Source organism: Tautonia sociabilis, assembly GCF_003977685.1.
GTDB classification, from domain to species: Bacteria; Planctomycetota; Planctomycetia; order Isosphaerales; family Isosphaeraceae; genus Tautonia; species Tautonia sociabilis.
Genome location: NZ_RYZH01000033.1, coordinates 1 through 21,187, shown reverse-complemented (window position 1 = coordinate 21,187; position 21,187 = coordinate 1). Strand labels below are relative to the sequence as shown.

15 protein-coding genes are annotated in these 21,187 nt (G+C 70.0%); 2 read left to right on the top strand and 13 right to left on the bottom strand.

What is annotated here, in order from left to right:
• Positions 1–276: 276 nt before the first annotated feature.
• From hflX to TsocGM_RS16545, 9 genes are all read right to left on the bottom strand, one after another.
• Positions 277–1,581, bottom strand: a complete 1,305-nt coding sequence (gene hflX, locus TsocGM_RS16585; RefSeq protein ID WP_126726579.1) for a GTPase HflX — start codon at positions 1,579–1,581, stop codon at positions 277–279.
• Positions 1,582–1,820: 239 nt separating this feature from the next.
• Positions 1,821–2,753 carry a tRNA pseudouridine(55) synthase TruB gene (truB, locus tag TsocGM_RS16580; protein WP_233578967.1) on the bottom strand — a complete coding sequence of 311 codons (933 nt, stop codon included), beginning with the start codon at positions 2,751–2,753 and terminating at the stop codon, positions 1,821–1,823.
• Positions 2,754–2,862: 109 nt separating this feature from the next.
• Positions 2,863–5,445 (bottom strand): DUF255 domain-containing protein, encoded by a 2,583-nt coding sequence (locus tag TsocGM_RS16575; RefSeq protein ID WP_126726578.1) that lies wholly within the window; start codon positions 5,443–5,445, stop codon positions 2,863–2,865.
• A gap of 143 nt (positions 5,446–5,588) precedes the next feature.
• A complete protein-coding gene (locus TsocGM_RS16570; protein WP_158633595.1) occupies positions 5,589–7,673 on the bottom strand; it encodes a DUF11 domain-containing protein in 2,085 nt (694 codons plus the stop codon).
• Between the two features lie 1,037 nt (positions 7,674–8,710).
• Entirely contained in the window at positions 8,711–10,231 is a 1,521-nt protein-coding gene (locus TsocGM_RS16565; protein WP_126726576.1) for a polysaccharide deacetylase family protein, read from the bottom strand.
• A complete protein-coding gene (locus TsocGM_RS16560; protein ID WP_233578966.1) occupies positions 10,231–10,962 on the bottom strand; it encodes a class I SAM-dependent methyltransferase in 732 nt (243 codons plus the stop codon). Before TsocGM_RS16560 ends, TsocGM_RS16565 begins: the two co-directional genes overlap by 1 nt.
• Complete coding sequence (locus TsocGM_RS16555) at positions 10,959–11,741, bottom strand: glycosyltransferase family 2 protein (protein ID WP_126726575.1); 783 nt, start codon at positions 11,739–11,741, stop codon at positions 10,959–10,961. The genes TsocGM_RS16560 and TsocGM_RS16555 overlap by 4 nt, the downstream gene beginning before the upstream one ends.
• Positions 11,711–12,799: a CDP-alcohol phosphatidyltransferase family protein gene (locus TsocGM_RS16550; protein WP_126726574.1), complete on the bottom strand. Its 1,089-nt coding sequence runs from the start codon at positions 12,797–12,799 to the stop codon at positions 11,711–11,713. The genes TsocGM_RS16555 and TsocGM_RS16550 overlap by 31 nt, the downstream gene beginning before the upstream one ends.
• Before the next feature lie 52 nt (positions 12,800–12,851).
• Positions 12,852–13,799 (bottom strand): glycosyltransferase, encoded by a 948-nt coding sequence (locus TsocGM_RS16545; protein WP_233578964.1) that lies wholly within the window; start codon positions 13,797–13,799, stop codon positions 12,852–12,854.
• 316 nt (positions 13,800–14,115) lie between these two features.
• On the opposite strand from TsocGM_RS16545, the gene TsocGM_RS16540 reads away from it, so the two are divergent.
• Positions 14,116–15,600: a peptidylprolyl isomerase gene (locus TsocGM_RS16540; RefSeq protein ID WP_158633594.1), complete on the top strand. Its 1,485-nt coding sequence runs from the start codon at positions 14,116–14,118 to the stop codon at positions 15,598–15,600.
• Between the two features lie 244 nt (positions 15,601–15,844).
• Here TsocGM_RS16540 and TsocGM_RS16535 read toward each other — a convergent pair whose 3' ends face one another.
• A complete protein-coding gene (locus tag TsocGM_RS16535) occupies positions 15,845–16,597 on the bottom strand; it encodes a hypothetical protein (protein WP_126726571.1) in 753 nt (250 codons plus the stop codon).
• Between the two features lie 386 nt (positions 16,598–16,983).
• On the opposite strand from TsocGM_RS16535, the gene TsocGM_RS16530 reads away from it, so the two are divergent.
• The gene (locus TsocGM_RS16530; protein ID WP_126726570.1) at positions 16,984–17,970 is read left to right on the top strand and encodes a GDP-mannose 4,6-dehydratase; all 987 of its coding nucleotides are present in this window, start codon (positions 16,984–16,986) and stop codon (positions 17,968–17,970) included.
• 128 nt (positions 17,971–18,098) lie between these two features.
• On the opposite strand, the gene TsocGM_RS16525 is transcribed toward TsocGM_RS16530, so the two are convergent.
• From TsocGM_RS16525 to TsocGM_RS16515, 3 genes are read right to left on the bottom strand one after another with little or no spacing between them, the layout of a single operon-like run.
• The gene (locus tag TsocGM_RS16525) at positions 18,099–19,256 is read right to left on the bottom strand and encodes a DUF4350 domain-containing protein (protein WP_126726569.1); all 1,158 of its coding nucleotides are present in this window, start codon (positions 19,254–19,256) and stop codon (positions 18,099–18,101) included.
• The gene (locus TsocGM_RS16520; RefSeq protein ID WP_126726568.1) at positions 19,253–20,014 is read right to left on the bottom strand and encodes a DUF4129 domain-containing protein; all 762 of its coding nucleotides are present in this window, start codon (positions 20,012–20,014) and stop codon (positions 19,253–19,255) included. Before TsocGM_RS16520 ends, TsocGM_RS16525 begins: the two co-directional genes overlap by 4 nt.
• The gene (locus TsocGM_RS16515; RefSeq protein ID WP_126726567.1) at positions 20,008–20,793 is read right to left on the bottom strand and encodes a hypothetical protein; all 786 of its coding nucleotides are present in this window, start codon (positions 20,791–20,793) and stop codon (positions 20,008–20,010) included. The genes TsocGM_RS16520 and TsocGM_RS16515 overlap by 7 nt, the downstream gene beginning before the upstream one ends.
• Positions 20,794–21,187: the final 394 nt, after the last annotated feature.

The following is a 21,187-nucleotide window of genomic DNA, read 5'->3' as shown; positions in this document are numbered from 1 at the left end:
GTCGGGATGTCCGCGCACGATCGGACGGCCAGGGCCGACGGGCTCGTTCTGGACAGCAACGAGGGCCGATGTCGCCGGGGTCCAGCGAGGAAATTCATCAAGAAAGTCGAATCCGAACCAATCGGGCAGGATCGGGGAAGCGGTGCGAGCGGAGGTCGAGCGGAGAGCACCGCCCCGAGGGGTCGGTGCTCGTTCTTGAGCGGCTTGGCGATTGGAGGAACGTCGGAGGGCCGGCGGAGAATCGGCCAGCCCTCCCGGTAGGATCGTCTCGTCGGCTCAGGCGTACAGACGCTGGCCGTTGGTGCGGACGTCGACACCGTGCTCGGCGAGGTAGCCGAGACAGCGGCGGGGGAGGCGGCAGTCGACGGTGACCCGGTCCCCATCGGAGTAGCGGCGATTCCGGATCAACGCATGCTGGGCAAGGTAGCTGAGCACGCGACCATTGCCGACGGTGGTCTCGATCTCGGCGTCAAGTGCCGACTCGTTGATCGCCTCGCGGACGGCCTGCTCGAGCCGATCGAGGCCGTCACCGGTGGCGGCGCTGACGACGATCGACTCGTCATGATGGGCGCGGAGGACATCGAGATAGGAGCGGTCGGGGACCTGGTCGGCCTTGTTCAGGACCAGGATCGTCGGATGGTCAAGGAGGCCGATCTCGTCAAGCACGGCGTTGACCGCCTCGATCTGGGCCTCGGCCTCGGGGCTGGAGGCGTCGACGACGTGCAGCAAGAGATCCGCCTGGCTGGCCTCCTCGAGCGTGGCCTTGAATGAGGCGACGAGGGAGTGCGGCAGGTCTCGGATGAAGCCGACCGTGTCGGACAGCAGGAAGTGGCCGCCTCCGGAGAAGTTCCAGCGGCGGGTACGGGTGTCGAGGGTGGCAAAGAGCTTGTTCTCGACAAGGACACCGGCACCGGTCAACGCATTCATCAACGTGGACTTGCCGGCGTTGGTGTAGCCGACGAGCGAGACGGTGGGCACGGCGTCTCGGGCGGCGACCTCTCGCTCCTTCCTCGCCTGGATCTTCTGCAGCTTGGCCTTGAGATCCTGGATGCGCCCCTCGACAAGCCGGCGGTCCGTCTCCAACTGCTTCTCACCAGGACCCCGCACCCCGATGCCGCCCTTGTAACGCGACAGGTGGGTCCACAGGCGCTTCAGGCGGGGCAGGGAGTATTCGAGCTGGGCTAGCTCAACCTGGAGCCGGGCCTCGTTGGTCTGGGCGTGAGTGGCGAAGATGTCAAGGATGACCTCGGTGCGGTCGATGACCTTCACCCCGAGGGCCTTCTCCAGGTTGCGTCCCTGGGAGGGGCTGAGATCGTGGTCGACAACGACAAGGTCGGCCTCCTGGGCCTCGCAGAGCTCCTTCAGCTCGTGAACCTTGCCGGAGCCGACGACGGTGGCAATATCCACCTGTTGCCGCTTCTGGAGCAGGGAACCGACGACGACCAGGCCCGCCGTCTTGGCTAGCCCGCGGATCTCGTCGAGGGGGTCCTCCGGGTTGTACCGGCCGTCAGGCAACAGGACGCCGACGAGGATGGCCCGTTCCCTGAGATCCTTGCGCTCGGTGCTCTTGAGTTCGGTCAAGGCGGCTCTGACCCTCGAAGGGAGGTGGGAGGGGGTGATCGGAACGCCGGTCGGTGTCGATTGAGCGATCCGGGGCGACCCTGCGGGTTCTTGTCCCCGCGCCGATTCTAGGACGGCTCAGCGGAGGCCGTCAACGACAGGAGACCGCTGGGCCGGGAGAATCGACACCAGGAGCCCTTCTGAAGTTCGTCCCATCGGCGGGGATTGTTCGAGAGAATCCCAGATGGGACTGGTATCGATCAGCCCGGGAGGACCCGACGAGGGCGGTAGAGGCCAGCGTCGGGGTCCGACTCGGCGAGGGCGAGAAGAGCGCGGTCGGGGCCAAGCAGCGCGACCTCGCCTGGCTCTCCCGGCGGGGAGACTCCCGACCGGGCTCCCAGGGGCTGCCCGAGCCGGACGAGGGCGGCTTGCCGCTCGGTGAGGACCAGCCGGGGGAGTTCGGGGACGGCGTCGACCGCGGGGCGCAGGAGCCGGGGGATCGACTCGAGCGTGAGGGCTTCCGCCACGGCCAGGGTTGCCTCCTCGACGCGGAACGGACCGATCCGGGTGCGGCGAAGGACTTCGATCAGGCCGCCGCATCCGAGGCCCTCCCCCACGTCTCGGGCGATCGAGCGGATGTAGGTGCCTGAGCCGCAATCGACCTCGATCTCCAGTCGAGGCCATTCGTATCGGAGAAGCTCCACGCGATCGATGCGGACCCGACGGGGCGCCAGCTCCACCTCCCGGCCATCTCGGGCCAGTTCGTAGGCCCGCTTGCCGCCGACCCGGAGGGCGGAGAAGGCGGGCGGACGCTGCTCGATCTCGCCGACCTGGGAGGCAAGGGCGGCTCGGACCCGATCCTCGTGAGGAGGGACGGCGCCCGCCACGGGGGAGATGACGCCGTCGGCGTCGAGAGTGTCGCTGGTGGCCCCGAGCAGGATCGTGGCGGTGTAGGTCTTCGATTGGTCCTGGACGCGTTCAATCAGGCGGGTCGCCGGCCCAACCGCGACCACCAGCACGCCGGAGGCGAGCGGGTCGAGTGTGCCGGCATGGCCGACCTTCACCTTCCACCGCTTCAAGGGACGGGCGACGAGGTCCACAGCGTCTCTCGAGGTGATGCCGGTCGGCTTGTCCAGGTTGAGAAGGCCGATGAGGGGAACGGGAGGTGTCGGGGGGCGGTCGCGGGCGGGCAACGGACTCTCCGAGGATGGCTGATGACGACTGCGGGATGACGAAAGACCCGGCGGGCGGAGAGGGGACACCCCTCTCCGAGGTGCCGGAGGCTCCGACAAGGACGAGCGATCAGGGTTCGGGATCGACCGGAGCGACCTCGATCGGGACGTTGAATTCCAGGAGAGCGGGCGCAAGACAGGAGCGGTCGTCGCATGCCTGGTAGCGGATGACAATCGGAAGCGACGAGGGGCCGGCGGGCGCGTCGGCCGGGAGCCGAAGGTGGGCGACGAGGGTGGCGGTCCCATCGTAGACGGGGATCGGGTCGTCCTGACCGGCGAGCGAGAGCGGGGAACCGGCGGGGTAGTCGACGGAGACCAGCGCGGCGGGGGCGTCTTTCGGAAGAGCAAGCGTGGTGGGGATCAGGTTGGCGGCGCCGGCCGGATTCGCGTTGAGGTGGTAGGGATCGGCGATGGTCAGCGTGACTCGGACCTCGAACGGCTGGCCGGGTCGGATTGGATCGGCGGGGGAATCGGCCCGGGCGGTCACGATCGAGGGGCCGGCAGGAGTCGGATTGCCCTCGCCGGGGGGGAGCCGGAGCTCTCCCGGGACGAACGCGGGAGACGAGGAGGCGGCTTCGTCCTTCGGGCCGTCTTGCACATCGAGGTATTCGTCGACGGCGAGAAGCATCATCGGCGCCGAGCCCGCCGACCGGGAGACGGCCGGGGCGAACGCCGAAAGGGCGGAGGCGGCCAGTTCGAGGTACGAACCCTCGCCAGTGAGGCGATGGAGGGAGATCAGGTTGCGAATGGCGACGGCGTTCGGGCCGGGGAGCTCGCCGTCGAAGGGCTCCTTGACTCGGGCGACGAGGCGCTCATGGTCGTCGGCCGTGAAGAAGAAGCCCCCTCGGGGATCGGCGAAGGCGTCAATCATGCGGTCGGCGAGCGACCGGGCCTCGTCGAGCCAGAGGGGGTCGCCGGTCGCCTTGTGCAGGCGGAGCAGGCCGTCGATGAGGTAGGCGTGATCCTCCAGGTACCCCGCCAGCTTGCCGGAGCCGGAGCGGTAGGCGCGGAGGAGGTGTCCATCGTCGTCTCGGAGCGAATCCAGCACGAAGGCGGCGGCGTTCGAGGAGATCTCCAGATACCGGGGAGAGTCGAGGAGCCTCGCGGCGTCGGCGAAGGCGCCGATCATCAGGCCGTTCCAGGACGTGAGCACTGTATCATCGATGAACGGCATCTCGCGCGTCCGGCGGGCCTCCAGGAGCTTCTCTCGGAGCGGGGCGAGGGCGTCCTCGACCTGCTCAGGAGCCAGGCCGAGCGTGACGGCCTCGGAACCAGGCGTGTCGGGCCGGGTCAGGACGTATCGATCGCCCTCGAAGTTCGGTTCGCGGTCGAGGCCGAAGACGGTGGCGAACAGCGTGTACGAGGCATCGTCGCCGAGGACGTCCTGAACCTGATCGCGCGTCCAGACGTAAAAGCGCCCTTCTTCTTCATCGGATTCGGCGTCGATCGATGACGAGAAGCCGCCGTCTGGAGCGGCCATGACGTCGGCGACGAAGTCGAGGGTGGCACGGGCCTCGGCCGCCCAGCGCTCGTCTCCGGTCAGCTCGAAGGCGTCGAGGAAGACGGGGACAAGCTGAGCGTTGTCGTAGAGCATCTTCTCGAAGTGGGGGACCTGCCACGCTCGGTCGGTGCTGTAGCGGTGGTAGCCGCCGGCAAGGTGGTCTCGGATGCCTCCTCGGGCCATCCGGTCGAGCGTCTTGAGCACGACACTCAGCAAGTCCGGGGCGCCGGGGGGGGCCGAACGGCCTCGGCGGTGCTGGTCGATCAGGTAGACCAGGTTGACCGGCTCGGGGAACTTCGGGCCCTCGGGCCGGGCGGGCGAGAAGCCGAAGCCGCCGTGCTGAGGGTCGTACTCAGCCAGCAGGGCGGGGATGCCCGAGGACGCCAGCTCCCGGTTCAGTGGCACCTCTTCCAGGGCGATGCCGAGGTCGAAGACGCGGCGGACGTAAGCGGTGAGCGCCTCGGCGTCCTGTTCCACCTCGGCTCGGCGTTCGGCCCAGGCGTCCCGGATCGCCTCCAGGAGCTGGGGGAAGCTGGGCATCCCGTCTCGGGGCTCGGGCGGGAAGTAGGTGCCGCCGTAGAAGGGAAGGCCGTCGGGGGTCAGGAACATCGACATCGGCCAGCCTCCCCGGCCGTTGGCGATTGCCTGCAAGGCGGTCATGTAGACCTGGTCGACGTCGGGGCGTTCCTCGCGGTCGACCTTGATGCTGATAAAGTGCTCATTCAGCAGCGCGGCAATGCCTTCGTCCATGAAGCACTCGCGCTCCATGACGTGGCACCAGTAGCAGGAGCGGTAGCCGACCGACAGAAAGACCGGCTTGTCCTGTGCCTTCGCCGCTGCGAACGCCTCGGGCCCCCAGGCATACCAGTGCACGGGGTTGTGCTCGTGCTGGAGCAGGTAGGGGCTGGTTTGCTCCCCCAAGCGGTTGCGGCCCTCGGGGGCCGGCGCCGGGACTTCGGCCGGTTCGGTGTCGGCTCGCGCCGGTGTCTGGGTCGCGACGGGGATCGGCGGCTCGTCCTTGGCTATCGAGCCACGGCATCCGAGGCCGAGGACGGGGAGCAAGGCGACAAGGGCCGCCACCGGCCCCAGAAGCGGGGCCGGTCGGCCGAGGGGTGGGGCGGGAGGGGGGATCGTCGCGGCGGGGCGTCGCATGGCGAGGTCCTCGGGAGGCGGTGGCGTGGCGACCCGGGGGAGTGACCGCCCGGGAGTCGCCCGAGGAACCTATTGTATCGCCGGGAGCCCGCTCGCCCTCCCCCCGAGGTCGGGCGGGCGAGGGGATGCGACGGTCGTCGCGATCACCTCGGGCTGCCTCCCGGAGTGCGGGCGATCTGCCCCTCGGCGATCCAGACGTAGTTGTTCGAGCTGACGGGGGTGGCCTGGTCGAGGCCGTCCCAGAAGATCTTCACGTCGAAATTCGCGACCGCCCGACCGGCGGGGGGAGACTTGACGGCCTTCACCGTGACGACGAACGTGCGTTCGGCTCCGGGGGCGAGACGGTCGATGGGCGGGAAGCCGTGGTGGGTGGGGTTGTTGCCGTCGTACTTGGCGTCGGGAGGGTCGGTACGCTCGACGGCGATCCATTCGTTGGTGTAGAAGTCGACGTAAACGTTGGTCGCTTCCTTCGAGCCGCCGTTGCGGATGCGGATCTCAAAGTCGGTTGTGTCGCCGAAGTCGATGACCGGATCCTTGCGCGTGACGGACACGATTTGCACATCCGGGATGCCGACCACGTCGGTCTGCTTCGAACCGCGCCGGGTGTCCTGCTCGCTGGTGAACCCCTGCGAATGGGCGGCGACCTGGACAGGATACAGGGCGATGCGGTCCAAGCGGATCGGGACGCGGAACTCCCGGGTCTCCCCCTTGTCCAATCGGGGGAGGTGCCAGTAGATCTTGTGGTGCCGGGACGCGGGGTCCTGTTTGTAATCCGCGTCGCGGGGGACGTCGGGGGTGCCGCTCTCGGGGGCGAAGAAGCCGACGATGACGTCGGTGGCCGCCGCGGTTCCCTGGTTGGTGATCGTGATGACGTATTCGGCCACCGAGCCAACCGGCCGGCTGTCGGGGCCGACGACGGTGAGCAGGAGGTCGGGCATCACGATGTTGACCTTCTTCTCCTCGGCCGGCGTGTCCGGCACGACATCAGGGCTGGTGGCCCGGATCGTGCAAAGTTGCTCGCCGGCGCCGGCGGCCAGGACGCTCAGCGGGATCGGCCCGTAGACGTCGTTCGGCTCCAGGGTGCCGATGGCCATCTCGAACGTGCGGTCATCGACCAGGCGGCCGTCCAGGTCGTAGCCCTGGAGCCCTCCGGTGAGGTTGGCCTGGAGGTTGACGTTCCGGGCCGGCCCGTTGCCCCGGTTGCTCACCGTGACCTGGAAGTCGAACTGGCTCCCCTTGAGCACCTCGCCGTTGGGGCCGACGAGGTCGATCTTCAGCTTCGGCTCCTGCACCGCCGTGCGCGACTTGGCCGCCATGACCGAGGTGATCCGCGGGACGATGTCCATGGGCACCGCCTTGCGGGGCGTGGTGGTCAGCTCGATCACTCGGGACTCGCCGGCCGGCAGCGATGCCCACCGCCAGGAGAGCGACGAGCCGTCGGGGGCCTGCTCGTCGGGCGGGGGAGAGGATTCGACGTATTCCAGCCCGTCGGGCAGCGGTAGGCGGACGAGCACGTCGAAGGCGTCGTCTCGGCCCTCGTTGCGGAGGGTGATGACAACATCCATCGGCAAGTTGATATTCGAGGTCGGCGGCTGGCTGACGTCGAGGCTCAGGCCGACGACCCGAGGGCCTTCGGGGAGTCGGTCCGCCAGGCTGTCGGCCATCGTCGCCTCGCCGGCTGGCGGGGCGGCGGAGGTCTGGAGCCGGGGGTCGGCGGCGGGCCCACCCGCGGCCGAGAACTCGGGGGTCAGCGGCACTGGCGTCGGCAGCGCCATTCTCGGCCGGCTGCTCGATACGGCCGGGGGCATGGGATTGGCGGCTGGCTCGGGCTCGAGGGAATTCGGCTCGGAGGCAACGGCCGGAGCGGTCGGGGGAGTGGCGGCCGGCGGCTCCGAGGCGAAGATCGGCTCCGACGGCGAGCCGTCCAGGGCCCCGGAACCGGGATCGGTCGCGACGTCGGCCTCGTTGTACGGGGAGGACGTCCCCAGGTTCGCCGCGTCAACGACCGGAGCAGGATCGTCTCCGATCGCCTCGGGAGGGATCGCGCCCGACTCGGCCGCGAAGACCGGATCGCCTCCGATCGGCGCGGTGCCTGGGACGCCCGGAGGTCCGAGGTCCTCGTCCATGGGCGAGGGGAACGGGGGGGTGATCCCTCCGAGCGGATCTCCCTCGTCCTCGGGGAGGGTCAGTTCGGAGATCCGAGGATCCCCCGCGGGATCATCGGGCATCGCGCCGGACGCCGGGGGGGCGGGGGGAGCTCCCGGCCAGACAGCCGACCCCTCGCCGCCCTTCGCGCCGAGCCCGGCCAAGGCGGAGCCCTCGGGCGCAGGCATCCCGGGGACGGGCTCCAGACCGGAGTCCGGGGAGGTGCCTGGCGGATTGGGAGAGTCGGCGTACCCACCGTCGTCGCCTGCCCCGGACTCGGCCACCATCACCGTTGGGACCGAGGGGGGGCCTCCCGGCAGGGAGGGGGGATCGACGGACGATGGATCATCACGTCCGAGGGGAGGAGCCAATGAGAGCGCGGGCGGGGCATCGCCGAGGCCGGTCGGCGGCGGGGAGCCACCGTCCCCCGGGCCGGCGACGGCGGGGGGGCCATCTCCCGTCGGCAGGTTGGGAAGGTCGACCAGGTCGGAAGCTCGAGACGGAGCGACGAGCGGAGGAGCAGGCAGGGGGTCGCTCGAGGGGACAGCGGCCGTCCCCGAGTCCTCATCCCGAGGTGGACGAGACGGAATCGACATCGAGGGCGGCCCCTTGGGAACCGGGTTCCCCGCCAGTGAAGGCGAAGAGGAGCCGTCCCCTCCCGGGGCGGAGCCCTTGGGGGTCTTCGAGCCCGGGGAGGCGACCCTCGGCGGCCCCGGGGCGTCGGCCGGCACCTCCTGGGCGGCCTGGCCGGCGACGAAGTGCGCGCCGATCGTCAGGCCCAGGGAGATCGCCGCGCAAAGAGACATCCTCAGGGACATGCCCGCGCTCCCCATCCTTGGGAAACGACCCCGATCGTCCCGATCCCCGCTCGTCGAGCGGGTCGTCCGCCGGGCCATGGTGGAGCCTCCCATCCCTGGGAGCGGGGGCCCGATCGGCCTTCGTGCCCGGTCGGCGTCGGCCGACGCCCCGGGACCGGGCGGGTTCAGGCTCCCGACGTCGGCTCGGCGGGCCCGACCGTCGGGCCCTCCCGTCGCGGCGCGATTCGCCCCGCGGGTCGCCTTCATAACAGAACCCGGCAGGCCGGGGAAGCCCAGTCCGGGCCCCGGACCCGGGCCGGGGGTCATCCCGATCGGCCGGCGGAGCCCCGGGGGTGATCCGGAGCGGGGGCCCTCCCCGGCCGGTCCCGCCAGCGGCGGAGTCGCTTCTTCAGCATCGCGGAGATCGAGCCCGCGTCCAGCTCCTCGAGCGGCGTGACCGTCTCCCAGTCGAGGGCCGTTCGCACGGCCGCCTTCAGGCTGAACGGCCGGCGTACGGCGATCGGGGCCGGCAGGTCGACGCGACGGCTCGGCCCCTCGAACGAGAGCCCATCGAGCCGGAGCACCGCCCTCGGGCCAAGCACCGGCAAGCTGGCAACGTGCCGGCCCCGGACAAGCTCCAGGGTCGGGTGGTAGGCATCGCTCCACTCCTCGAAGGCGACCTCGAAGACGCCAGGCCCCCGCGCCGAAACCGACCAGCGACGCCGTCCTCGCCACAACCACCAGTCGGCAAACTCGGTCAGGGTTGTCCGCCAGAGCAACTCGTAGCGCTCGACCTCGCTCGCCAGCGCCGCGACCACCTCCGGATATCTGGCCAGCCGACGCTCCGGATGCCCGTAAACGAACGCCGGTTCCCCGACGTCGATCCGGGCCCGAACCGCCCGGACCAGGTGCGCCGCGATCTCCCGGCCGTCCCCGATGCCAGCGTCGAGAAACAGCCCCTCGCAGATCGGGTGCACGGGCACTTGCAAGACCTTCGAGAAGCGGCCACCGAACCAGGGGAAGAACGGCAGGTCGTCGTAACCCAGGCCGAAGTCGGACGAATACCGATACCCGAGCGATTCCAGCACGCCGTCCAGCCCCGGGTTCCAGCGCCCCTGCGGCGCGGCGAACCCGACCGGATCAAAACCGCTCGCCTCCAGGAGGTCGTGCGCCCGCTGGACGTTGCGGCGATTGGCCTCAGGATCTCGGTAAACAAAGTGGAAATGCCCGTGCGACTGTGTGTCGACCCGCCGCAAGTCGGCCAGAACGTCCGCAAGGTCGCCGTAGGCGGCGGTGCTGACGAAGTGGGTGGTGCAGTCGTCGAGCGGTCGGCGGGCCTCGGCGAATCGGAAATAGTCCCCGGGGATCGGCTCGTCGAGGTCGAGCCGCAGGTTGAAGGCCCCCCGGTAGGGGTACGGGAAGGCTGAGATCCGGGCCCAGATGCCTCCCCTGCGAGCGAGTTCCGCTCGCAGTTGCGCCAGCAACCGGCGCCGGATTGCCCCCTTGTCCCGGATCGAGACGCGCTCGGTCAGCTCCTCCCCGGCCACTCGCCAGCCGAACCGCGAGGCCCGGTTGTCCACCAGGGCGGCGAAGGGGTCGAACGGCCATTCGCGACGGAAGCGATCGATGTCGATCGCCTCCTGGCACGGCGCCAGCGGCAGCCCGTGCGCCGAGACGCCGGAGCGGGCGTCGACCAGGACGAACTTCCCGCGCTGGAGAACGATCGGCAGCGGTTCGACCACCGTCTCGAACGGCACCCCGTCCTGCCGGAGGATCAGCTCCAACCCCGGGGGAGTTCCCCAGAGCAGCAGGGGCAGGACCGGCACGCCGGCGTTCGCCTCCATCAGCGAGGTCCTCCAGGTTTCGAGGCCGACCACGCCACGAACCGTCGCGCGGCGGGGAACCACCGGAAGACCTTCGCCTCCCGTTCGACCGGGCAGGGGATCGGCTCCGTCTTCGGATCGACGAATCCCGCCGACCGCAGCAAGCTCGGCACCCGGCCGGGCCAGAACCAGCGCTCCCGGGCATTCGAGTCGGGGGGGTACATCCATCGCCCCCGTCGCTCGTCAATCCGCTTGACCAGCACCGCCGGCAGCCACGGACGGATGGGGTCGAGCGACGCCGCGTTCTTGTCGATCACCACGAGCCGACCGCCCGGCCTGAGGACGCGGAACGCCTCGGCCAAGGCGTCGGGAAGCTCGGGAGGGGCGATATGCTCGATGACCTCGATCGACAGGATTAGGTCGACACAATCGTCCCCGATCGGCAGTCGCCGGGCCGACCCCTTCGCCACCGCCACTCCCCTGCCCCGAGCGACCCCCAGCATGGCCGCCGAGGCGTCGACCCCGATCACGCTCGCCCCCCGCTCCGCCAGTCTCGCGGCGAACCGACCCTTGCCGCAACCAAGGTCCAGCACCCGACGGCCGGCCACCGGGCCGAGGTGGCGGAGGGCGGCCATCAGCCGGAAATCGTCGCGAGCGACCTCGTCTCGGAAGCGGTGGGCCAGCGCGTCGAACCGGGAGGCGACCGCGGCCTCGTGCCGGTCCCGATACCGGGGGGGAGTCGGCGAGATCACGCGGCCCTCCTCCGGGCCTCGGCCCGGCGGATCAGCTCGCGATGCTTCCAGTGCCGCACCGCGACCGAGACGCCGGAAAGGGCGCAGAAGACCAGGCCTTCCGGGCCGTCTCGGTAGCCCTGCTTGGCAACGTAGAGCTTGGCGAACGTCCAGAACGGACGGAGGGTCAGGTCCCAGGGGCGGACGGGCCGGCCCTGCCGGGCGAACTCAATCGCCTCCAGGCTCGTGTATTTGTTTAACTTGTACAGAAAAACGTTCATGTTCGGGATCGTGCGGTGCCGGAGCGGCTCGGAGAGGTCCCCGATCGTTCCGCGTAAGGCGACCGTCTCATGGACGGCACCGACCCAGCGGCCCCGACCCCGGCGGAAGAGGCGGAGCGGCCGGTCGTCCTGGGTGCCGGAGTAACCGAAGGGGCGGCCGAGGATCTCGCTACGAATCGGGACTCGGTAGCCGGCGTGCCCCGAGCGGCGGTCGGCCACGGCGGCGCGGACCTGGGCGGCCAGAGCGGGGGTGGCGCGCTCGTCCGCGTCGATGGCGAAGACCCAGTCTCCGGAGGCGGCGTCGAGCGCCGCGTTGCGCTGAGAGGCGAAGTCGTCGAACGGGCGCAGGAGGACGCGGTCCACCCGATGACGGGCGATCTGATACGTCCGATCGCGGCTGGCGGCGTCAACCACCACCACGACCTCGTCCGCCCAGCCCAGCGAGGCGAGGCAGCCGGGCAGGTTCTTCGCCTCGTCCCGGGCGATGATCAGGGCCGAGATGCGGGGGCGCCTCGCCATATCGGTCCCACCTTTCGGATCGCGCCGACGAGGGCGCGGGTCGGGAAATAGGCCGCATACACCGCCAGGGCCCAGTCGAGCCGGCCCGCCGCGGCGGCAACGATCCAGAGGTGCCAGCGCACGTCGGCGTGCCCCAGCCGGCGTCCCCACCAGGTCGGGCTCGCCAGCCTCGGCTCGGCGTCGAGCGGCACGCGGGCAAGCCCCGAGTTGCGGTCGCGGAGGCCGAGGGATCGGTCCCATTCGTCATTGCTGATCGTGAACAGATACTTGCCCATAGCGAACGTCATCCCCGCTGCCAGCCATGCCGCCGAGCCGCTCCGAGAGAAGGCGGCCCAGGCAATCGCCGCGTGCAGGAGCATCTCGCCCGACTCGTCGAGCGTCGTATCGAGCCAGCGGCCGATCGGCGAGGCGGTCCCCTGCTTCCGAGCGAGCCGCCCGTCGGCCCCATCGAGGACCAGCGCGGCCGCCAGCGCGGCCGCCGTGCCCCAGCGAACCGGGGCGTCCAGCCTCCCCCAGAGGACCAAGACGGCGGAGGCGATCATCAGGGCGAAGGACCCAATCGTCAGCGCATGCGGGCGGACCCGAGTCGGCGCCAGGAGCCGGACGAGCAGCCCCGCCAGGCCGACGGACCAGAACCGGCCGATTGGCTGATACGATCGGCGGCGGACAAGCTCGGCCTCCGCCCCGAGCAGACCGTGGGGAGTGTCGAGGCGCCAGATCGCCGCCGCCTCGGCGTCTCGGCCGCGACGGGCGGCGCGGCGGAGGCGAACGGGGTCATAGAGCCGGTCGGCCCGGAGGATCAGCGCCCCCTCGGGAGGCGGCCCGGTCGCGAAGACGACCGGGGCCGGATGGCTGGTCCCTTCCAGCAACCGGGCGAGTTCCTCGTGTTCGTCGGCCCGAGCGTGGACGACCACGGGGTCCCCTCCAACTCGGAAGGCCAACTCGACCAGGTGCGTCAGGAGCGGCCGTCCCAGCAGCGGGACCCGCGCCATCGGGCCGTCGGGGCCTCGGGGGCGGGCGTCGACGATCAAGGCTCTCGGGGTGCTCGGTCGAGCCATCGGGTGCCTCCCTGCGCCGGATCTCCTCGGGGTCGGTCGGAGGCCGAGTCGATCACCATCGGAACTCTCGGAAGAAGGCGTTCTGGCGATCGACCCTCCCGACAGCTCCCGCCGCGGCCGACCGCCGGGCGTCCAGCACCGATCCCAGCCGGGAGAGGGCATCCCCGAGCGCCCTCACGAAGGCGGTGCGACCCGTGGCCACGCTCGCGACCGTCCGCACCGCCAGCCAGGCCAGGTGCCCGGCGAGCAGGCGACCGGAGAGATTCTTCCAGGAGAACAGCAGCGTGTTGCGGATGGCCAGCAGGTCGCAGCCCGATCGGCCGAACGCCGGGCCGAACGAGGCGAACCCACGGTGATAGGCGACCGATTCCGGCACATACAGGCCGCGCCAGCCGGCCATCCAGCCCCGGAAGCCGAGGTCGAGATCCTCGATCCGCCCGGGGAAGAACAACTCGTCGTAGCCGCCAATCGCCAGGAACTTGCGACGGTCGACCGCAAGGACCGGCCCGGCGCTGGCGGTCAGACCGGGGCGGTCGACCTCGGCCTCGAAGCCGGGCACGCGGCAGAGGCCCTGGACGAGCCCGTACCGGATGCGGACTCGAGTGCGCATGCCTTCGTAGGTCGAGCCGTCGAAGGTCCAGCACGCCGGGGCGCTGAAGAGCGCGTCGGGATCCGCCTGGAGGGCCGCGACGAGTGGGGCGACCGCTCCGGGAGCGAGCTTCACGTCGTTGTTCAGGAGCAGGGCGATCTCTTCATCCCGACGCGCCAGCACTCGGTTGAAGGAGGCGAGCCCCCGATTCGGTTCGCGCTCGACGAGGACCGAGGGCCAGCGATCGCGGACCAGGGCGATCGAGTCGTCGGTCGATGCGTTGTCGACCACAACCACGGCGCAGGGCATCGGCGCGGCCTCGGCGGCCCGGACGACCGAAGGGAGGCACTCGGCCAGCAGGTCTCGGCCGTTGTGGTTGAGGACCAGGATGCAGCAGCGATCGGCGCCCACGGGTTCCTTCCCCCGGTTCGTGCCCCTCCCTGGGGCCGCGGTACGATAAGCGGCCGCGCCTCGGAGGTCAAGGCGAGCCGCCAGCCGAGGTTCGCCGACGGGTGAAACTGGCCTTGCCGGTCCTCCCGGTTGGCCGTATGGTCGCGGCCTCACATCCTTGAGAAGGACCACGCGGATCGGTCGCGGTCCCCATTCCGACCGGGACCTCTCCCGGCCGACGCCGACGGGCGGGGAACTGATTGTCCGAGTTCGAACCGGTTCCGGTGCACGGGCCGACCGCTGGCGGCCGGCCGAGGTCGAGTCGAGGGGGGTGGCGATGAAGCGGCTCGTCGGGCTGGGGATGTTCGCCGCGATGCTGATCGGCTGCGGGCAGACCCGAGATGGCGTCCGGCCGACCGCCGGGCTCGCCCCCGCGGCCATGCCGGACGGTCTGCCCCCGATCGAGCAGCAGGTCAACTCGGGGCCGTTCCCAAGCCCTCCGGCGGGAGACTCCTCCGCCCCGGTGGTGCGGACCTCAGGCGTCCACCCCGGCATCAACGGCGAAAGAGCGGTTGAACCCCCCCGCCTCTCCTCCTCGACCGTTCCCGGATCCGCCGAGTCGCCGCCGGTCGCCACTCCGGCTCGGCTGGCGTCGCATCCAGCGCGGCCGCCCGCCGCTCCGGCCCCCCCCTCCCCGACGGCGACCAGCGCTCAGGGAGTGCCGGAGAACCCTGGCGCGGTCGCCTCGCATCGGGAGGAGGTTGACCTTCCGCCCCCGACCGCCTCCGGGGGAGATGGCGACGCGGCGGTCGCTCGGGCCTCGGCGACTGAGCCCCCGGCACCCATCGGGCAGCCGATCGGGGAATGGGCGGCCCGTGTCGACAACGACATCATCACCTGGAACGAACTGCAATCGGCCGTCGCCCGACGGCTCCGGGAGATCGATCCCGAGGGGCAGGCCACCGCCGAGATGCGGACCGCCCTGGCCCAGAACATCCTCGACCATTTGATCGACCGCTCGCTGGTCATTCAGAAAGCCCGGCGCAACGAGCTGAAGGACCCCAAGCGCTGGGAAATGATCAACAAGGGGGCCGTCGATTACTTCCAGCGCGAACGGCTCCCCGGCCTGCTCAATCAGTACAAGGCCCAGGACCGCTTCGAGCTGGAGCGGATCCTGGCTGAACGCGGTGAGTCATTCGAGGAGATCCTCGAATCCTTCAAGCTGGAGTTCATCTATCAGCAATACCTGGTGATGAACGTCACCTCCAAGATCCGGGTCGACCTGCCCGAGATGCGTGCCTACTACCACGAGCATCGCGACCACGAGGCGTTCCACCGAGACGCCGAGATCACCTGGCGGGAGGTGGTCGTCCGGTTCGCCAACCACCCGAGCCGGGACGCCGCCCGGGCCAAGGCCGAGCAGGCCCTGGCCCGCCTCGCGCGGGGGGAGCCGTTCGAGCGTGTCGCCGAGCAGCTGAGCGAGGGGCCCAACGCCCCCCAGGGGGGGATGTGGACGTCCTCGCCGGGGAGCTATTCCGTCGCCGAAGTCAACCAGGCGCTCGAATCGCTCGCCCCGGGCCAGACCAGCGCGGTCATCGAGGGGCCGGACGGGCTCCACATCGTCCGGCTCGAATCCCGAGTCCCGGCCGGTCGGAAGCGCTTCGAGGAGGTCCAGGACGAGATCCGGGATCTCCTCAAGGCCGAAAAGGAGGCCGAGGTGATCGACGAGTATCTCAGGGATCTCTACCAGGGGGCGGTCGTCACCACCGTATTCTCCGAATACGTCCCCCGGCATCTGAGGGGGGATGGCATCGGTGGATAGGCCGCGCCGCCCCCGCTTGCGGCCCGACGTCCGAGAAGGAGATCGACTCGGATCGTGAATCGGGCTCGGGGTGAGGCCTTCCTGTCGTGTCGGTGGCTCTGGAGCCCTGCTCGGACGAGTTCCCCGACCGTTTGACAGGAACGACTCAAGGGAGGCAGAGGAGATTCTCAGCCCTCCCGTCGCGGCCGAGCGACATCCGACCCTGTGACTGCGTTCCGATCGTCTCAAGGGCGCAGGCGGTCGCTCAGCGACCCCGACTCCGGTTCCGCGATCGCTCGGCGGCCTGCTTCTGGTTGAGCGCCTCCTGGAGGGTCCGGGCGCCGTCGACGAGCCACTGGTCGCCCGACTTCTTCCAGTAGAGCACCAGGGTCAGTTTGGACTGAGGCCCTTCGTCGATAGTTGCCGCTCCTCTCGGGACGGGAGGGGCGTTGGTGACCAGCAGGCTCACGAAGCTCTGGGCGGCCGTGTCGCTGGAGTCCATCACCACAGCGCTGGTGGAGACGTCGTTTTGATCGACCCGGGGACCTTCGAAGGCGAGGTCGGGGCGCGTTTCCTCGTGCCACCGGACCAGGTCGTCCGCCGTCTCGGGGGTGGCCAGCGCCCTCAGATCGTCGACCTTGTTGTCGACGAACAGTTCGCCGACATACTTGGTCCGGCCCTCGACATCCTTCGGCAAGCCGATCGACGCCAGCAACGTCGAGACGCCATAGCCGATCGCCACCAGGATCGCCAGCCCCAGGGCACCGATCCGGACCGGCTTGGGCAGATCCCGGACCATCCGGCTCAGGTCCAAGTCCACGTCCAGGCCCGGGCCCGCTTGCTTGGCGTGGGCACGCCTCCCGTTCTTCCGAGGAGCGTTCGGGTCGCCGAGCACGATCTGCCCGGTCTCGTCCATATAGAACATCGTCCCGCACTTACGGCACTTCAGGCGGCTGTTGAGCCGGTCGAGCGGGACTTCGCCCTGGCTCCCGCAGTTCGGGCAGCTCATTGGGATCATGGGACGGGTCCTCGATCGGAGGAGGTCGAGCCCCGGGTCCAACGGGCTCGCCCCGACGCGAGCGGCAGCCCGGGAAACGCCCCGACATCGGGAGCCTCGGCCCGGAATCGACTCGAGGATTCAGAGCTGGGCCCAGATTTCCTATTGTATCGGCTCGACCGGCCCCAGAGAATCGGCCGATTTCCCGTGATTGGGAGTCGTTCCCTGATCGTGAGCAGGCCCCAGGCGAGGCGGTGCCGCCCCGCTTCGCGATGGTCGCCTTGTCCGGGTCCCTTCCGCCGATTAGGCTGGCACGCCGGCCTGGCCGCTCGGTGGGGATCACCGCGCCGGTGGCCGCTTGGAAACCGCCGCGAGCGCGAGGGCCGCGGGGAGGAGGGGCAATCGGGATGCGAGCCCTCATCACGGGCATCACCGGCTTCGTGGGCGGCCATCTGGCCGAGCACCTGATCGAACGGGGGGACGAGGTCGTCGGCCTTTCCTCCTCGGGGGTCTGGTCGGGCCCCTCCTCGCACCTGGCCCAGGCGATCCGACTGGAGGCGTTCGATCTCCGGGTCGACTCCGTCGAGTCGCTGACGAGGCTCCTTGCCCGCCAGCGTCCCGATGCCGTCTACCACCTGGCCGCCCAGGCCAACCCCAGCGCCAGCCTGAGCGATCCCCGGGAGACCTGGGAACTGAACCTCGGTGGCGCGATGACCTTGCTGGAGGCCGTCCGGGCCTCGGGATTGCACCCGACCCCCCGCGTCCTGCTGGTCGGGTCGGGCGTCTGCTACGGGAACCCGTCCCCGGCGGACCTTCCCGTCACCGAGCGCTGCCCCTTGCGGCCGAACAACCCCTACGCCGCCAGCAAGGCCGCCGCCGACCTGCTGGGCATTCAGCACGCGCTCTGCTGGGGAACCCCCGTGGTCATCGCCCGGCCGTTCAACCACGCCGGCCCTCGCCAGGAGGACCGCTACGTGCTGAGCAGCTTCGCCCGGCAGGTCGCCGAGGTCGAACGCGGCACCCGCCCTCGCCTCGAGGTCGGCAACCTGGAGATCGTCCGCGATTTCACCGACGTCCGGGACATCGTCCGCGCCTACCGCCTCCTCGCCGAGTTCGGCCTCCCCGGCGAGGTCTACAACATCGGCACCGGACGCGACATCTCGCTCACCGCCATGCTTGAGATCCTCCGACGCCTCGCCCGACGCCCCGTCGAGGTCGTCGTCGATCCCTCCCGAGTCCGCCCTGTCGACCAGCCCCTCCTCTTGGCCGACTCCTCCAAGCTGCGCTCCCATACCGGATGGCAGCCCGAGTTCAAGATCGAGCAGACCCTCTCCGACATGCTCGACCTCTGGCGATCCGCCCTCGACTCCCAGGAGGACTCGAGCCCCTCCTGACTTCAATCCGGGCCCACCAGCGCCCGAAGCCGGCCGGCGGTCGAGAGCCGATCGCTGCGGGCGACGGCGGAAGTCGGCGGCCGATCCCCTCCGCTCTTGCCGGTCGGCCTTCTCCCCCCCGCTTCGACTTATCCGCTGTCAGGTTCCGTCCTTGCGTCGACCGCTCGCTGCGGCCTCCGCCATCGGCGATAGGAGGCCAGGATCGACCGGGCCGCCTGGGAGGCGCCGACGCGGGCCAGCAGGTGGCCGAGCGCTTCGGCGTGGGCGCTCGGGCGATCGAGGGCGATCGAGGGAGCGGGCCGAGGGCGACCGAGAAGGACAGCCCGGCTCAGGGCCGCCGCAAGGGCGAACGCCAGGAAGTGCCCAGCGACCATGCCAAGCTCGGGCACCTGTCGGATCACTTCCCAGGGGGTCGGCAGCGGCTGCTGGGCCCCGAACACGAACGGGCCCTCGACGAACGCCACCTTCCTGGGCGTTGACCCTGCCCATTCGGCCACCCGAAGCGTCAGGGAACGCCTGGCCTTAGGCACGATCGCCGCGTTGAGCAGGAACGACCCGTTGGCCAGAACGAGCACCGCCGAGGGATCGGTTCCCTCGTTCATTTCCCAGACCCAGTCCATCGCCAGGATCCGGCCATCGCCGACCAGCAGCGGCATCTCCGTCTCGCTGGTCTGTTCGATGGCGCGGTTGATCGGCACGTTGGCGGCCGCCGGATCGACTCCCTCGGCCCAGGGGCCATCCAGGGTGGACGCCGACGCGGTGAGCCCCCGGCTGGAGTCGATCGAGAACCACAACTGGGCCTCGGCCGGCTCAAGATCGGGCGGAGCCGGATCGGAGCCCCAGCCTCCCGCCTCGCCGAGCTTGCGGAGGATCCGGTCCCGCTGCACGCGAGGAGCGTCGGCCGGGAGCGAGGAGAGCGCGGCCGCCCAGTATTCGGCCTCGGCTCCCCCGTCTCGGCAGACGAAGATCAGCCGGCGGCCAAGGCCGGAGAGCTGCCAATCGAGGTACCAGTCGGCCTCGTCCCGCTCGATCGGGCCCGGCTCGGGGGCGAAGCGGACGATCGTGTCGGCCCACCCGGCCAGCTCGTCATTCAAGCGACGGGCGGCGCGGACCTCATGCCCCCGGCCTCGGAGCAGCTCGGCGAAGGCGCCAGTGCCATTGACGCTCCGCCCCCGCATCCGACCGTACTCCGTCTCGATCCGCTCCTCGCCGCATCCGGACAGGGAGAGGGCGGCCGCCATCGCCACCAGCGCGAGGATTCGACTCCCGTGCCCGCTCGCGATCATGGTCTTCCCCCCGAGCCAAGGCGACGGTCCACCTCCTCGGCCTCGGCCCACAGGGCCTCGAACGCGGCCGGGTCCGGCTCGCGGTGGCCATAGTAAACGTCCTCGAACAGCCGGAGCGACCGGGAGAGCGGCTCGCGCAGCTCGGCCTCCTCGATCGACCGGACGAGCTGCCGCCCGGTCCGACCGGGGGCCAACCGAATCTTCCCGAGCCGGTCGAGGACCAGCAACTGATGGGCGAACAGCAGCACGACCGCTCGGGAGCGGTCCCCCCGCTCCCGGAGCTGCCGGGCGGCCTCCAGCGGGTCGGCCTCGTCGACCTCCAGGGCCGTCGGCAGGGCGCCGATCCGGGTCGTCGTGCCCGTGACCTGCGCTGGTTTTCCAGTCGTCGGCCGCTCCTGGTTCGGGAGCCTTCGCTGCCAGGTCCGGGCGATGAACAGCACCAGCGCGGTCAGGGAGGCCGCCAGCAGGAGAAAGATGATCAGCTGGCCGAGCTCCCGCGGCGACACCTCGCCGAGGTCCCAGTTCCACCAGCCGCTCCCGGTCGACGACCGCATCCTCGGCGGCATGACCGGGCGGAAGTCGTCGGCCGTCGCGTCGTACCAGGGGAACCTCTGACCGCGGAGGGCCTGCCGGACGGCGCCGACCGCTTCGGAATCGGCTGGGGCGGCTTCCTCCACCTCCCGGGCCTCGCCGATTCCCGGAGCGATCAAGCCCATTGCCAGGGCGAGCAGGACGGTCGCCGGGCTTTGGCTCACCATGCCTCCAGCTCCTCCCGCATCGTCCGGCCGACGGCCCGGAGCCGAAGCTCGACCTCCCAGCCTTCCAGTCGGATCCGCTGGTCGATGTAGGTCAGGAACCGGACCACGGAGAGGAAGGCCACCACGATCCAGATCCCCAGAATCATCCAGCCGTTGAACACCAGGTCGACCTCCGGCTGCGCCCAGGTCAGCTCCCCCTCGAAGACGCCAGCGATCTGTCCCGTCGCCAGCCAGAAGGCCATCACGAAGCTCGATCCGAAGACCAGCTCCGCCAGCCACTGGCCGAACAGGTCTCCCGATCGATCGGCCGTCAGGTCAGTGCTCCGAGACCAGACCTTCCACCACCTCCCGCGTTCTAGCAGGATCACCTCGTTGGCGAAGGCCATCCGCGTCGGCACCAGCCAGGCCAGCGCGACCGTCCCGATCAGGATGCTCCTAAGGAGGAACTGGTACAGGATCATCGGCATTAGTCGGCCCAACATCGTGGCGATCACCCGGCTCGGCCGCTGCTTGGAGCCGAACATCAGGCCGCCGAGCACGATCGTCAGCGGTGCCGTGGCGATCGGTGCCTCCAGCATGATCGCCCACAGGTGCCCCAACGCCCGAATCTCTCCCGCCTCGCGCAACAGCCAGGCGTTCAGCGCCGCCCAGGGTGCGATCCCCGCCGCCGCCGTCGCTCCGATCGTTCCGGGCCGGTGCCGGATGACCACCAACGCCAGATCCAGGATGTCTGGGTACGATCGCTCTCGAATCTGCACCAGAGTCCGGTCGAGGGCCACGGGGTCGCTCTCCTCTCGGCTGTGGATTCTCCGATCCGGTCGAGGTCCGATGGGGCACGAGTCCGGATCAAGGCCCAGGGCCGAGTGCGGATGACCGGTGCTTGACGTCCGATCCGGAGGGAAGACGCACCCTCCGGGGGGGCGATCAGCGCTTCGGATCGACCGTCCTCGGCGTCCGATCCCTTCCCCGCCATCGATCCCCGGTCATTCGCCGTCCGCCGATCGGCTTGGCCATCGGCCTCCGCCTCCACCGCCTTCCGTTCGAGAGGGTGTGACCGACGAATGATGTGGTTCGCGGCCCCTCCGGACTCGCTTACGCCGCCACCGGGTATCCCTCCCGGCTGAGCCTGCCCCAGAACTGCTCCCAGCGACCCGTCGTGTACGTCAACGCTCT